Origin of the sequence: Methylobacterium sp. 174MFSha1.1 (assembly GCF_900116815.1) — a bacterium.
GTDB lineage: Bacteria > Pseudomonadota > Alphaproteobacteria > Rhizobiales > Beijerinckiaceae > Methylobacterium.
This window is the reverse complement of the sequence record NZ_FPCB01000023.1, coordinates 89,062-103,401: the sequence shown is the minus strand read 5'-3', so window position 1 is coordinate 103,401 and position 14,340 is coordinate 89,062. Positions and strand designations below refer to the sequence as shown.

Below are 14,340 nucleotides of genomic sequence, written 5' to 3'. Positions count from 1 at the left end.
CATGGTCATGCGGCCCGCCTCGGAATGCTGATCACGAAGCAGGCCCCTCCCTCCGGCGCCGATTCCACGGATAATTGTCCGCTATGCGCCTGCACGACGCTGTAGGCAATGGCGAGGCCGAGCCCGGTGCCGGAACCGACCGGCTTCGTGGTGAAGAACGGCTCGAAGATCCGTTCGCGCAAGTCCTCCGGCACGCCCGGGCCGCTGTCGCAGATCCGGATCACGTCGTGGTCGTCGCGGATCGCGGTCTCGATCGTGATCGTGCCGTCGCCGGGAATCGCGTCGGCGGCGTTGCCGAGGATGTTCATCACCACCTGGTTGAGCAGGGCCGGCGAGCAGCGCATCTCGGCCGCGCCGGCGAACTCCTTGTGCACCGTGATGCGGGTGCCGAGCTTGTGCTGGAGCAGCGCCAGCACGTTCTCGATCGCGTCCGGCACGTGGACGGTCTGCATCTCGCCCTCGTCGAGGCGCGAGAACTTGCGCAGGTTGACGACGAGGTCCTGGATCCGCGACAGGCCGAGGCGCATCGAGCCGACCCGGTCGCGGGCCTTGTCGAGGGCGCGCCTCGCCGGCGTGCCCTCCGGCACCGCCTCCGCCACCTCGCCGACCAGCCGCTCGACGGTGCCCTGATGGGCGAGGATGAAGGCGAGCGGGTTGTTGATCTCGTGGGCGATGCCGGCGACCAGCTCGCCCAGCGACGCCATCTTGGCGGCCTGGACGAGCTTGGCCTGCGTGTCCTTGAGGCGGTGGTTGGCCTGTTCGAGGTCGTGGTTGGCCTGGGCGAGGGCGCCGGCGAGCGCCGCCTTGGCTTCCGCCGCGGTGGCCTCGGCCTTGGCGCGCTCGGCGGCGAGCGCGTGGCGGCGCACCTCGTCGGCGACGCGGCGGTCGTCCTCCTCCAGGAGCTTGCGGCGCACCAGGGTGCGCACCCGGATCGCCAGCAGGTCGGCGTCGGCCCCTTTCGCCACCACGTCGTCGGCCCCGGCCGAGAACGCCTCGACGAGCATGTCCTTGCTGGAGGAGGCCGCCGAGCCGATGCCGACGAGGTAGAAGCCCGGCGCCCCCGCACCCGTGGCGGCCCCCCGGAACGCGTCGATCCGGCGGCAGAGCGCGATGGCGTCGAAGCCGGTGCCGAGGAGATCGACCGTGACGCAGTCGAACCCCTCGCCCGGCGCCTCCAAGGCCGCCATCGCCGGGTCGGGCCCGTCGGCGGCGACGACCTCGTGGCCCTCCTGGGCGAGGAGAGCCGCGAGATAGGCCCGGAAGGTGGCCGATCCGTCGACGACGAGGATGCGGGCGCGGCGGAAGCTCGCCGGGCGGCCGGGCTCGTCCTCCGGCACGGCGGCGCGCTCGCGCAGCAGCGCGCGGATGCGCAGGAGCAGCAGGTCGCGGTCGGCGGATTTCGGCACGTAGGCGTCGGCGCCGCTCTCCAGACCCTGGCGCTCGAAGTCGCGCCCGCTCGCCTCGGTGAGCATCAGGACCGGCGTCGCCCGGGTGCGCAGGGCGAGGCGCATCTGCCGGGTCAGCTCGTCGCCGTTCATCCCCGGCAGGTGGTAATCGGCCACGACGAGGTCGGGCAGGCCGTGATTCATCGCCTCGAGCGCGGCTTCCGCCGTGGCGTACCGCGCGACCGAGAAGCCGGCGCGCTCGAGGAACAGGCGCAGCTGCAGCGCCTGGGTCTCGGAATCCTCGACCAGGAGGATGCGGGGCTGGGTCGCTGCCGTCACGCCGGGAGGCTCGGCTGCGCTGTCCGCAGGATCCGCGGCGCGATCAGGTCGAGGGGGAGCACGCTGCCGGCGGCCTTCAGGCGCACGGCGGCCGCCGGCATGCCGTAGACGACCGCCGAGCTCTCGTGCTCGGCGATGGTGGCGGCTCCCGCGAGGTGCATGTCGAGGAGGCCGGCGGCGCCGTCCTCGCCCATGCCGGTGAGGAGCACGCCGAGGCCCCGCGGGCCGGCCGAGCGGGCGACCGAGCGGAACAGCAGCGTGGCGGAAGGGCGCTGGCCCCCGACCGGCGGCTCGTCGACGAGCGTCAGGAGCCCGCCGGGGCCGAGCGTCAGGTGGCGGTCGCCGGGGGCGACGTAGACGTGGCCGGGCAGCGGCCGCACGCCGTCGGCGGCGACGACGACGGTGAGCGGCACGACGCCGTTCAGCCAGTCGGCGAAGCCCTCCATGAAGGCCGCGCCCATGTGCTGGACGAGGAGCACGGGGAGCGGAAAATCCGCCGGCAGGGCGCCGAGCAGCTTGGCGAAGGCCGGCGGCCCGCCGGTCGAGGCGGCGACCGCCAGCACACTCGGCGCCTGCGTCGCCGGGATCTGCAACGCTTGACTGCGCGCCTCGTCCCGCGCCGGCGCGAGGCGCTCGGCCCCGATCGGCCGGCGCCGGATCACCGGCACCTGGCTCATGATGCGCAGCTGGGTGCAGATCTGGTCCGAGATCGCCTCGTAGGCGCGGTGGCCGGTGCCGACCGGCTTCTCGACCACGCTGAGCGCTCCGGCCCGCAGGGCGTTCATCGAGATTTTCAGCGAGGAGTCCTCGACTGCGTCGGCCACGACCACGATCGGGGTCGGGCGCTCGGCCATGATCCGCCGGGTGGTCTCCAGCCCGTCGATTCCCGGCAGGCGGATATCCATCGAGATCACGTCGGGCTGGACCCGGTGGATCTCCCGCAGGGCCTCCTCGCCGGAGGCGACCGCCGCGACGAGGGCGAGCCGCGGATCGCGGCTGACGATGTGGGCGAGGAGCTGGCGCACCACCAGCGAATCCTCCACCAGCATGACGCGGACGGGGGTGCTCACAGCAGCTGACCGATCGTGTCGAGAAGCTCGCGCTGGTCGAACTTCTGCTTGGTGATGTAGGCGTCGGCCCCGAGATCGAGGCCCCGGCGGATGTCGGCGGGATCGCCGCGGGAGGTCATCAGGATCACCGGCAGCCGCGTCAAGCCCGGATCGGCCTTCACCGCCTGGAGCAGGCCGAACCCGTCGAGGCGCGGCATCTCGACGTCGGCGACCACGAGGTCGACGTCGGCCCCGTCCCGGCGCAGGCGGTCGAGGGCGTCCTGGCCGTCGACGCAGACGAAGACCCGGTAGCCGTGCGCCTCGAGGATGCTCTTCTCCAGCGTCCGGGTGGTGATCGAATCGTCGACCACCAGCACGGTCGGCACGCGTGTCGCCCGGCGCTCGGGCGTTGCCACCGGAGCCGCCACGAGCCCGCCGGTGCGGGCGCGGACGCACAGGCCCTCGGGGTCGAGCACCAGGGCCGGGGTCTCGTCGGCGAGCATGACGGTGCCGGACATCAGGGCGGGGTCGCCGCCGAAGGGCGGGGCCGGGCCGACGAGGAGGACGCGCACATCGAGCAGCCGGTCGACGGCGACCGCGCAAGACGCGGGGCCGCAGCGCAGGAGGACGGCGCGGACGAGGCCGTCGCGGAGGGGAAGGGGGGCAACACCGGATCCGAGGAGCGACGCGAGGGGAACGAGCGGCACGACAACGTCCCGTCCCCCCTGCTTGATCCGTGCCGCCGGCTCGCCCGCCACGGACGCGAGGTCGCGCTCGGAGAGGCGCAGGAGCCCGGCGATCGCGCCGCTCGGCAGGCCGAAGGTCTGCGGCGCCTCGCCCGGCCGCAACGCCGCCTCGACGAGCAGCACCGGCTGGCGGGCGGCGGAAAGCGGCACCGTGATGGTCACCTCGGTGCCATGGGGCTCGGCCGGCCGTAAGGTGGCCCGGCCGCGCAAGGACCGCGCGGCCTCCGCCACCACCGACAGGCCCATGCCGCGCCCGGCGATCCGATCGATGGCGGCCGCGGTCGAGAAGCCCGGGGCGAAGACGAGGTCGAGGATCTCGTCCCGGCCGGGCTCGGATCCCGGCGACACCAGGCCTTGGCGCCGTCCGGTCTCAAGAATGCGGGCGAGGTCCGGGCCGCGGCCGTCGTCGCGGATCGTCACGACGAGCTGGGAGCCCTTCGAGGCGACCGAGAGGGTGACCGACAGGGCTTCGGGTTTGCCCGCCTCCCGGCGCACCTCGGGGCTCTCGGCGCCGTGGCTGATCGTGTTGCGCAGGGCGTGCAGCACCGGATCCTTGAGGGCCTGGAGCAGGCCGCGATCGACCTGGAGGTCGAGGCCGTGGAGCCGCACCTCCACGGCCAATCCGGCCTCGCGGGCGATCTCCCGCACCATCCGGCCGTAGCCGCCGAACACCGTCTCGGCCGGGACCAGCAGCAACCGGTCGGCATCGTCGCGCAGGCGCCGCAGGGCGCCGTCGATCGCGCCGGTGCTGCGGCTCTGCACTCGGGCGAGGCCCGAGATGCCGCGGATCACGGCCCGCAGGTCGCCGTCGAGGCGCCGCACCCGGTCGACGAAGCCGTCCAGGGCGATGCCGGCCGGATCGCCGGCCTCGCGCAGGCGGCGGGCGAGCGCCACCATCTCGCCGGTGCGGCCCTGCACCGAATCGACGCTGCGGCGCAGGCCGCGCGCCCCGGATTCGAGGCCCGCCACCGCGCCCCCGATCGCCTCCTGTCCCTGGAGCACGGCGGTGAGGTCGTGCACCGCCTTCGACAGGCTCTCGACCTGGTCGCTGGCGATGCGCAGGTAGGCGACGGCGTGGTCCTGATGCGCCGGCGGCGCGGGGTCGGGGAGCCGTTCGGGCGCTGGTGCGGGTCCGGATTCCGGCCTGATCTCCGGCGTGATGTCGGGTTTGGCGTCCGGGATCGGCGCGCCGGACAGGCAGGCATCTAGGGCCGCGATGGCGTCGGCCGGCGCCGCCGGCTCGGGCGTCTCGGCGAGGCCCGCGACCAGCCCCTCGATCCGGTCGAGGGCGAGGTCGACCACGCCGGCGGTCCTCCGGTCGAGGCCGGTGCGGCCCTGCACCACCCGGTCGAACAGGGCTTCCAGCCGGTGGGCGACCTCCTCCACCGCCGGCAGGTCGACGGCGCGGGCCGCCCCTTTCAGGCTGTGGGCGCGGCGAAACACGTCGTTCCAGTCGGCCGGCCGGCCCGCCTCGGCCTCGGCGAGCGCCGCCCGGATCGCCGCGAGGTGCTCGCGATGCTCGGCGTCGAAGGCCGCGAGGAGGAGCTGGCGGATGTCGTCCATCGGGGCTTGTGCGCGCTCTCGAGTCCGTCAGAGCCGGTAGCGCTCGGCCAGCGCCAGGAGGGCGCTGGCGAGCTCGCTCAGGTTGGCGGCGGCGGCCTCGACCTGGCGGGTGCCGGCGGCGGTCTGCTGGCTCGCCTGGCGGATGTTCTGGAGCGCGCCCATCACCTGCTCGATGCCGAGCTGCTGCTGGTTGGTCGAGGCGACGATCTGCTGGAAGGTCTGCACGCTCTCCTGCACCCGGGCGGTGATCTCCTCGATCGTCGCGTGGGTGGTGTCGGTGCGCTCCTTGCCGACCGCCACGCGCTTGACCGCCTCCTCCGTCAGCATCACCGAGGCGTTGATGCCGCGCTGGATGTCGCCGAGGATCGCCCGCACCTGGGCGGTCGCCTCCTTGGCCTGGTCGGCGAGCGCCTTCATCTCGGAGGCCACCACCGCGAAGCTGCGCCCGCTCTCGCCCGCCGCCGCCGCCTCGATGGCGGCGTTGAGGGCGAGCAGATGCGTGCGCTCGGAGACGTCGTTGACCGTGGCGATGATCTCGCCGATCGCCTGCGTCTTCTCGCTGAGCGCCACGATGTTCTCCGCCACCGCCTCGCTCTGCTCGCGGATCGCGTCCATGGCGCGCGCGGTCTCGTCGACGGCGCGCAACCCGGCGCTCGAGGTCTGGGCGGTGGCCTGGGCCGTGGCGATGACTTCCTGCGCGCGCTTGCCGATCTGAGCGCCGGCATGGGTGATCTCGTCGACGGTGGCGGCGGTTTCCTGCACGGCGGCGAACTGCTCCTCGACGCTCGCGGCCTGCTCCTGGGCCGAAGCGCGGATCTCGGCCGCCGCCGCGTTGAGGTTCGAGGTCGAGGCGCGGTTCTGGCTCGCCAGCTGGCGCAGGCCCTCGACCATCTGGTTGAGCACGCCGCCGAGACGGCCGAGCTCGTCGCGGCGGGTGTCGGCGATGCGCCCGGTGAGGTCGCCGGCCCCGACCTTGCCGACGAAGGCCATCACCGCGTCGAGGGGCTGCACCACCGAGCGGCGGATCAGCACCGTGATGACGAGCGCCATCACGACGCAGACCACGAGCGCCGCGATGGTCGAGAGCCGGCTCTCCTCGTAGATCGCCCCCACCCGGCGCTGGCCCGCCGCGATGGCGCCGTCGAGGGCGTCGCGCGCCGCCCCCATGGTGCGCACGAAGTTGTCGCCCGACTGGTCGAGGGCGGTCTCGGCGGCCTGGATGCCCGGCACGTCGTTGGCGGCGATCGCCTCGAACTGGCGTTCGGTGGCGGTGCGGGTGGTGCGCAGCTCGGCCCCGGCGCCGACCAGCAACTCGGCGATGCGCTGCCAGGCGGCGGCGCGGTCGGGCGAGAGCGACTGGGCGCGGTAGTCGTTGGCGGTGGTGATGGCGCCGGCGAGCGCCGTCTCGGCGGCGGCGGCGTTGCGCCGCCAGGTCACCGTCGGCTCCTCCTTCGCCGAGGGCTCGCGGCCGAGCGTGCGCAGGTAGTAGCGGGTGGTCGCCTCGTCGCGCAGGTCGCTCATCCGGCGCTGCGCCTCGCGGATGTTCTCCAGCTGGTGCATCACCGTCAGGTCGCGGGTGACGATGATGTCGGTGGCGTTGCGCACCTCGCCGATCTGCCCGACCGCGTAGACGCCGAGCGCCACGATCACCAGGACGACGGCGGCGAAGCCGAGGAGGATGCGGTTCCCGATCGAGAGCGACACGCGTGGGGTTCTCTTTGGCTGGAGGCCGGAGCATTTTCCGACGAAGTGGATACCGGTTCGTCGAAGAAAATGCGGCAAATACAAGGATTTCGGGCACCATTCGATCGCGGCGCGATCGGATGGTGCCCGATGGTCAGGCTGGCCCGGGACGGCCGGCCGCGAGGAGCGGCGCCAGGAGAGACGGCAGATCGATCACCGCGAAACCGGACCCGGACTCGTCCGGTCCCGGACGGGACGCCTGCGACGCGGCGCGGGCATAGCCCGCCACCGCCCGCCTGCCCAGGCCCCCGGTCTCCGCCACGCTCTCGACCACGGCCTCGGCCACGGACAGGACGCGCTCGACCCTGAGGCCGATCCGCGGCCCGTCGCGGCGCAAGGCGACGACGTGGCCGGCGATCCCCTCCGGGGGCGCCGGCGCGGCGCCGAGCGCCACCGCGAGATCGACCACGCTGACGAGGGTTCCGCCCCGCCCGGTGAGGCCGACGAGCGCGGCGGGCGCCCCCGGCACCGGCGTGCAGGGCCGGAACGGAAACACCTCGGCGACGCTCTCGAGCGGCAGGCCGACCGTCTCGGGACCGGCGCGGCAGACGAGCAGAGCGCGCGTCGGCCGCGCCTCCGGTGCCGTGCCGCGGGCGGCGAGGTTGCGGGTGCGGGCCTCCAGGATCTCCTCGATCCGGGCGGTACCGAGCGCAGCCTCGCCGCGCAGGACCGGCCCGGCTTGGGCGGCGGACGTCGTGGATTGCGGCATCAGGCGGCCTCGCCACCGAGGAACGGCCGGGCGGCGCCGGAGAGGTCCGCGGCCGTGAGCCCGTCGCCCTCCGGCAGCTCCGCGCCGGCCGGCAGGGCTGCTGCGAGCCGCAGGGCGTTGGCCACGGCGCGGCGGCCGGCCTCAGGCCGGCCGGCGGCGATCAGGGTCAACCCGAGGTGGTAATGCGCCATGACGAAACCTTTATCGAGGTACAGCGCGCCGCGAAAGGCGCGCTCCGCCTCGTCCGGCCGGGCGCGGGCGCGGGCGAGCAGGCCCTCGTAGTAGCGCAGGCGCGGGTCGGTCGGGTCCTGCCCCAGTGCCGCCCGGCAGGCCCGCCAGCTCGCTTCGAGGTCACCCGCATCGGCGAGCGCCCGGACGGTGGCGAGCGGGCTCTCGGCCGCTGCCGCCGGCGCAAACCCGGCCGCCACGGGTCGGGGAGGGGGCGCCTCGCAGACAACGGACGTCTCGGAGACAAGCGGCGCTTCCGGGGCCGGCAGGGCCGGGGGCAGGAGCGGCACCCAGTCGGGCGTCGATTCCGGCAGCACGTGAGCTCCCGCTTGGGCCGGCACCATGACCGGGACGAAGTCCGGCCTCTCGCCGTCCTCCGGTCGGCGATAGGCGGCGGTGCCCGGCAGGGAGACGGGCTCCAGGAATTCCGCGAAGGCCGGGTTCGGCTCGGCATGTCCCAGCAGCAGCCAGCCGCCGGGCCGCAGGCGCTGTGCCAGCGCCCGCACCAGGGCCTGGACCACGTCGGGGTGGAAGTAGATCAGGACGTTGCGGCACAGGATGAGGTCGTAATCGGTCAGCGCCAGGGAGGCGGTGCCGTCGAGCAGGCTCATCAGGTTCTGCGGCTCGAACCGGGCGAGCCCGCGGAATTCGGGGCGCAGCGCGAAGGTGCCCTCCCGCGGGCCGGGCCGGAAGTAGCGCGCGCGCTCCTCCGCCCCGAGGGTGCGCAGGGCCCAGGGGCCGTAGACCGCGCGCCGTGCCACCGCCAGCACGTCGCGGTTGATGTCGGTTCCGGTCAGCCCGATCCGCCAGTCGGGCAATCGCTCGCCGAGCAGTTCGTGCAGCACGATCCCGACCGAGTAGGTCTCGGGACCGGTGGAGCAGCCGGCGCTCCAGATCCGCAGGCGCCGCTCCTCGCCCCGCGCGGCGATGCGCTCAGGCAAGATGGTGCCGCGCAGGGCCGCGAACTGCTCGGCGTAGCGGAAGAAGAACGTCTCCCCGATGGTGATCTCGGATTCGAGCGCCGCCCACTCGGCCTCCGACTCCTCCAAGAGCACCAGGTAGCCGGCGGGATCGGGCACGCCCCGGGCGCGCATGCGCCGGCCGACCCGTTCCCACAGGAGATCGTCCTTGTCGGAATAGTAATGATGTCCGGTGCGGGCGACGAGGCGCGCCTTCAGGGCCGCGAAGGCCGGATCGCCGAGGGGAGCCGCGCCCCGCACGCTGCGCATCTCCGACTCAGGCCGCCCACTCGGCGAGCCGCGCCTGCGCGTCCCAGGTCCGCGCCGCCAGCCGGTCGCGCTCCTCGGCCAGCAGGATCCGGTCGATGGCGAGGCCGTGCACCAGCGTGTCGCCGAGGCGGATCTCGGCGGCGACGCAGCCGTTCAGGGTGGCCGCGTCGTCGACCGGCCGGACTTGGCCCGCCTCGACCCGCACGACATCCGCCACCCGGTCGACGAGCAGGGCGAGCGGGGCCTCGCCGTGGAGGAGGACGAGGTGGCGGTAGAGCGCCGCCTGCGCCGTGACTTGTTGGGTCGTGACGTGCCGCCCGAGGCCGAACAGGACCGCGAGGTCGAGGACCGGCACGGCGCTGCCGGCGAGGTTGAGGAAGCCCGCGAGCGCCCCCGGCGCCCCCGGCGGGCGCCACAGGCGGGGCAGGGGCAGGATCTCGCGCACCGCCCGCTGCGGCAGGGCGCAGCCGGTTCCGGCGACATCGACCAAGAGGTAGGCCGTCCCGGTCGTCATCCCGTGCACCCCCGCGGGCCCGTCCGCCCGCGCTTGAGATAGGGGAGGCGGGGGAAGTTTCCAAACCGCCCTGTCGGCCCCGGCTGGAGGTGCTATGAGGCGCCGCCGAGGCGAGAGGAGCGGACCCGTCGATGATCGAGATCCGGCATGTCGGCCATGCCTTCGGGGAGCGCACGGTCCTGCGCGACCTCAGCCTCGATCTGGCGGAACGGCGGATCGCGGTGGTGGGCGGCAACGGCAGCGGCAAGAGCACCTTCGCGCGCCTGCTCAACGGCCTCCTGGTGCCGAGCCACGGCACGGTGCGGGTCGACGGGCTCGACACGCGCCGCGACGGCAAGGCGGTGCGCCGCAAGGTCGGCTTCGTGTTCCAGAATCCCGACAACCAGATCGTGCTGCCCGTGGTCTCCGAGGACCTCGCCTTCGGGCTGAAGAATCTCGGGCTGCCCAAGGACGAGATCGCCCGGCGCACCGACGAGGCCCTGCGCCGCTACGACCTGCAGGATTTTCGCGATCACCCGGCCCACCTGCTCAGCGGCGGCCAGAAGCAATTGCTCGCCATCGCGGGCGTGCTGGCGATGGCGCCCGACGTCATCGTGTTCGACGAGCCGACCACCCTGCTCGACCTGCGCAACAAGCGCCGGATCGCCGAGGCCGTCGACGGGCTGGCGCAACGCGCGGTCGTGATCTCGCACGACCTCGCCTTCCTGGAGCATTTCGACCGGGTGCTGGTGTTCGAGGACGGCCGGGTCGTCGTCGACGACGTTCCCTCCGTGGCGCTTCCGGCCTACGTCGCGATGATGTCGTGACGCCCTACGTTCCGGGGCAGAGCCTCCTCCACCGCTGCCCGGCGGGGGCGAAGATCGTCGCGATGATCGTGGCCGGCACGATCCTGTTCGCGCTGCCGCGGCTCGATCTCGCCCTCGCGGCGCTGAGCGTCACGGGTCTGCTCTACCGGCTTGCGGGGATCTCGGGCGCCCTGGTGCTGGCGCAGCTGGGGTCGCTCGCCTGGATCCTCGCCGTGCTGGTCCTGGTCCAGCTCGCCCTCGACGGCTGGCTCGCCGGCCTGCTGGTGGCCGCCCGCCTGGCGAGCCTGGTGCTGCTCGCCGGCCTCGTGACGCTCACGACCCGCAGCGCCGACCTGATCGAGGCGCTGCAACGCGGCCTTCGCTGGCTCAAGCCCGTGGGTATCAATCCCGCCAAGGCGGGCCTCGCCATCGCGCTGACCTTACGCTTCATCCCGGTTCTCGCCGCCATCACCGCCGAGGTGCGCGAGGCGCAGCGGGCGCGCGGCCTTGAGCGCAGCCTCGTGGCGCTGACGGTGCCGGTCGTCGTGCGGATGCTCAAGATGAGCGACGACATCGCGGCGGCGATCGACGCGCGGTCGTATGACCCGGACGGGGCAGATGGTTGAACGGTCGCTCGCCCGTTCCGGCGCGAGAAGTCCAGCTGGCAGATTCCACACCCTCCGGGTCATTCCGGGGCCGCGCAGCGGAGCCCGGAATCCAGAACCGCGGATCGTTCAGGATGAGGCGGAGAGCGTTCCGCTACTTTCTGCACGACCTGAGCGTCTGGATTCCGGGCTCCGCTTTCGCGGCCCCGGAATGACCAGGAGGATGTCAGTACCGACAGAGCATAGCCGTCGGGATGTTCGGCACCCGCCAATTTTCCCCTCTTTCAAGGATACCCATGTCGACCCGTGACATCGTCGTCGTCGCGCTCTTCGCCGCCCTCACCGCTGCCCTCGGCCTGTTCCCGCCCGTGACCCTGCCGGTGATCGGCGTGCCGATCACCGCCCAGTCGATGGGGGTGATGCTCGCCGGCGCCGTCGCCGGATCGAAGCGCGGCGGCGCGGCCTTGGGGTTGTTCGTGCTCCTCGTCTGCGCCGGGCTGCCGCTGATGGCCGGCGGGCGGGGCGGGCTCGGCATCGTCATGGGGCCGGGCGGCGGCTTCGTGCTGATGTGGCCGGTTGCCGCCTTCGTCATCGGGTTCCTCTACGAGCGCAGCCTCAAGAGCCTCACGGTCTGGAAGGAGGCGCTGATCCTCGTCCTCGGCGGGGTGGTGCTCACCTACGCGGTCGGCATCCCGTGGATCGCCGCAATCGCCCGGGTCGATCTCGCGAAGGCGGCGATCGGCTCGGCCTGGTTCCTGCCCGGCGACGCCGTGAAGGTCGTCCTGGTCGTGCTGATCGCCCGCGCCGTGCGGCGGGCCTATCCGACGCTGACACCGCGCTGACCCGAATGCTTAACACGCGCGCCGAAACCGGTTGACCCTGCCGGGCCGGGGGCGTAGGGTCCGCGCCACTCTCTCAAGGGCAGGCTTATCACAGCATGCGTGCGGTCCTTATTGTAGCGGAGGCGCCACCGACGGGGCGGGCTTGACAGCTCGGCATCCCAAGGGTGGCGCATGCAAGGGTCCTTCGGGGCCCTTTTTTGTTGCGTAAAACGGATCTGAGAGCGCGGACGAGACCAAGGAACGGAGCGCGGCGATGAGTGCGGGCGAGGTCATGACGGGCGCCGAGATGGTGATCCGGGCGTTTCAGGATCAGGGGGTCGACACCCTGTTCGGCTATCCGGGCGGCGCGGTGCTGCCGATCTACGACGCGCTCTTCCACCAGGACACGGTGAAGCACATCCTGGTCCGGCACGAGCAGGGCGCGGTCCACGCGGCCGAGGGCTATGCCCGCTCGTCGGGCAAGGTCGGCTGCGTGCTAGTCACCTCGGGGCCGGGCGCCACCAACATCGTCACGGGGCTGACCGACGCGCTGCTCGATTCGATCCCGCTCGTCTGCATCACCGGCCAGGTGCCGACCCACCTGATCGGCTCCGACGCGTTCCAGGAATGCGACACGGTCGGCATCACCCGCAGCTGCACCAAGCACAACTACCTCGTCAAATCGATCGAGGACCTGCCGCGCATCCTGCACGAGGCGTTCTACGTCGCCTCGCACGGCCGGCCCGGCCCGGTGGTCATCGACCTGCCGAAGGACATCCAGTTCGCCAGCGGGCTCTACCGCCGCCCGGTCGACAACAGCCACAAGACCTACAACCCGCAGACGCAAGGCGATCCGGAAAAAATCCGCGCCGCGGTGGCGCTGATGGCGGGGGCGCGCCGGCCCGTCTTCTATACCGGCGGCGGCGTCATCAATGCGGGGCCGGAGGCTTCCGCCCTGCTGCGCGACCTTGCCCGCGCGACCGGCTTCCCGGTCACCTCGACGCTGATGGGCCTCGGCGCCTTCCCGGGTTCGGACCCGCAGTTCCTCGGCATGCTCGGCATGCACGGGACCTACGAGGCGAACCTGGCGATGCACGAATGCGACGTCATGGTCTGCATCGGCGCGCGCTTCGACGATCGCATCACCGGCCGGCTCGACGCCTTCTCGCCGTTCTCCAAGAAGATCCACGTCGACATCGACGCCTCCTCGATCAACAAGACCGTCAAGGCCGATATCGGCATCGTCGGCGATTGCGCCTCGGTGCTCGGCGACATGCTGCGCGAGTGGCGGGCGGTGACGCCGGAGCCCGACAAGGGCCGCCTGACCGAGTGGCTGTCGAAAATCCGCGGCTGGAAGGCGCGCGAATGCCTGGGCTACTGGCCGTCGGGCACCACCATCAAGCCGCAATACGCGGTCCAGCGCCTCTATGAGGCGACCAAGGACCGCGAGACCTACGTCACGACGGAGGTCGGCCAGCACCAGATGTGGGCGGCGCAGTACTACAAGTTCGACGAGCCGAACCGCTGGATGACCTCGGGGGGCTTGGGCACCATGGGCTACGGCCTGCCGGCGGCGATCGGCGCCCAGCTGGCGCACCGCGGCGCCCTGGTGATCGACATCGCCGGCGAGGCCTCGATCCAGATGAACATCCAGGAGCTGTCGACCGCCGCGCAGTACCGCCTGCCGGTCAAGATCTTCATCCTGAACAACGAGTATATGGGCATGGTGCGCCAGTGGCAGCAGCTGCTGCACGGCTCGCGCTACTCCGAGAGCTATTCCGAGAGCCTGCCCGACTTCGTCAAGCTGGCCGAGGCCTACGGCGCCAAGGGCATCCGCTGCTCCGATCCCGGCAGCCTCGACGCCGCCATCGCCGAGATGCTGGACCATGACGGCCCGGTGGTCTTCGACTGCATCGTCGACAAGACCGAGAACTGCTTCCCGATGATCCCGTCGGGCAAGGCGCATAACGAGATGCTGCTCTCGGACTACCTCGGCGAGACCGGGGCGGATCTGGGGGACGTGATCTCCGACGAAGGCAAGATGCTGGTCTGACGGGCGAGGGTTTGAGGACGATGAACGCCATGAACACCCATTACCCCGATCCGGTCCGCGTCGAGCCGGTGAACCGCCACACGCTCGCGGTCATCGTCGACAACGAGCCCGGCGTGCTCGCGCGCATCGCCGGGCTGTTCTCCGGCCGCGGCTACAACATCGAGAGCCTGACCGTCTCGGAGACCGAGCACGCCCGGCACATCTCCCGCATCACCATCGTGACGACGGGCACCAACGCGGTGATCGACCAGATCAAGGCGCAGCTCGACCGGCTGGTGCCGGTGCACCGGGTGGTCGACCTGACGCTGCAGGGCGATTCGCTGGAGCGGGAGCTGGCGCTGGTGAAGGTGGCCGGCAAGGGCGAGCACCGGGTCGAGGCGATGCGCCTCGCCGCCGCCTTCGGCGCCCGCACCGTCGACGCGACCCTGACCTCGTTCGTGTTCGAGCTCACCGGCACGACCGACGAGATCGACCGCTTCGTCAAGCTGATGGCGTCGGTGGGGCTGGTCGAGGTGTCGCGCACCGGCGTCGCCGCGATGGGGCGCGGGCCGGAGGCGATGTAGCGCTCTTA

At 72.2% G+C, this 14,340-nt stretch carries 12 protein-coding genes; 5 read left to right on the top strand and 7 right to left on the bottom strand.

Going from position 1 to position 14,340, the window contains the following annotated elements; translation table 11 throughout:
• Positions 1-5: 5 nt before the first annotated feature.
• The 7 genes from BM430_RS20665 to BM430_RS20635 form a co-directional block, all read right to left on the bottom strand.
• Entirely contained in the window at positions 6-1,724 is a 1,719-nt protein-coding gene (locus tag BM430_RS20665) for a response regulator (protein WP_093569133.1), read from the bottom strand.
• Complete coding sequence (gene cheB, locus BM430_RS20660; RefSeq protein ID WP_177303119.1) at positions 1,721-2,773, bottom strand: chemotaxis-specific protein-glutamate methyltransferase CheB; 1,053 nt, start codon at positions 2,771-2,773, stop codon at positions 1,721-1,723. Before cheB ends, BM430_RS20665 begins: the two co-directional genes overlap by 4 nt.
• Before the next feature lie 17 nt (positions 2,774-2,790).
• Positions 2,791-5,082 carry a hybrid sensor histidine kinase/response regulator gene (locus BM430_RS20655; protein WP_093569131.1) on the bottom strand — a complete coding sequence of 764 codons (2,292 nt, stop codon included), beginning with the start codon at positions 5,080-5,082 and terminating at the stop codon, positions 2,791-2,793.
• A 27-nt stretch (positions 5,083-5,109) separates the two neighbouring features.
• Positions 5,110-6,786, bottom strand: coding sequence for a methyl-accepting chemotaxis protein (locus tag BM430_RS20650; RefSeq protein ID WP_093569130.1), 1,677 nt, complete (start codon positions 6,784-6,786; stop codon positions 5,110-5,112).
• A 133-nt stretch (positions 6,787-6,919) separates the two neighbouring features.
• A complete protein-coding gene (locus BM430_RS20645; RefSeq protein ID WP_093569129.1) occupies positions 6,920-7,534 on the bottom strand; it encodes a chemotaxis protein CheW in 615 nt (204 codons plus the stop codon).
• On the bottom strand, positions 7,534-8,991 hold the full coding sequence (locus BM430_RS20640; RefSeq protein WP_093569128.1) for a CheR family methyltransferase: 1,458 nt from the start codon (positions 8,989-8,991) through the stop codon (positions 7,534-7,536). Before BM430_RS20640 ends, BM430_RS20645 begins: the two co-directional genes overlap by 1 nt.
• A gap of 7 nt (positions 8,992-8,998) precedes the next feature.
• Positions 8,999-9,505: a chemotaxis protein CheW gene (locus BM430_RS20635; RefSeq protein WP_093569127.1), complete on the bottom strand. Its 507-nt coding sequence runs from the start codon at positions 9,503-9,505 to the stop codon at positions 8,999-9,001.
• Between the two features lie 131 nt (positions 9,506-9,636).
• On the opposite strand from BM430_RS20635, the gene BM430_RS20630 reads away from it, so the two are divergent.
• From BM430_RS20630 to ilvN, 5 genes are all read left to right on the top strand, one after another.
• Positions 9,637-10,311, top strand: coding sequence for an energy-coupling factor ABC transporter ATP-binding protein (locus BM430_RS20630; RefSeq protein ID WP_093569126.1), 675 nt, complete (start codon positions 9,637-9,639; stop codon positions 10,309-10,311).
• On the top strand, positions 10,308-10,916 hold the full coding sequence (locus BM430_RS20625; protein WP_244539584.1) for an energy-coupling factor transporter transmembrane component T family protein: 609 nt from the start codon (positions 10,308-10,310) through the stop codon (positions 10,914-10,916). The genes BM430_RS20630 and BM430_RS20625 overlap by 4 nt, the downstream gene beginning before the upstream one ends.
• A 275-nt stretch (positions 10,917-11,191) precedes the next feature.
• Positions 11,192-11,737 carry a biotin transporter BioY gene (locus tag BM430_RS20620; protein ID WP_093569125.1) on the top strand — a complete coding sequence of 182 codons (546 nt, stop codon included), beginning with the start codon at positions 11,192-11,194 and terminating at the stop codon, positions 11,735-11,737.
• Between the two features lie 253 nt (positions 11,738-11,990).
• Complete coding sequence (locus tag BM430_RS20615) at positions 11,991-13,769, top strand: acetolactate synthase 3 large subunit (protein ID WP_093569124.1); 1,779 nt, start codon at positions 11,991-11,993, stop codon at positions 13,767-13,769.
• Positions 13,770-13,789: 20 nt separating this feature from the next.
• On the top strand, positions 13,790-14,332 hold the full coding sequence (ilvN, locus tag BM430_RS20610; RefSeq protein WP_093569123.1) for an acetolactate synthase small subunit: 543 nt from the start codon (positions 13,790-13,792) through the stop codon (positions 14,330-14,332).
• Positions 14,333-14,340: the final 8 nt, after the last annotated feature.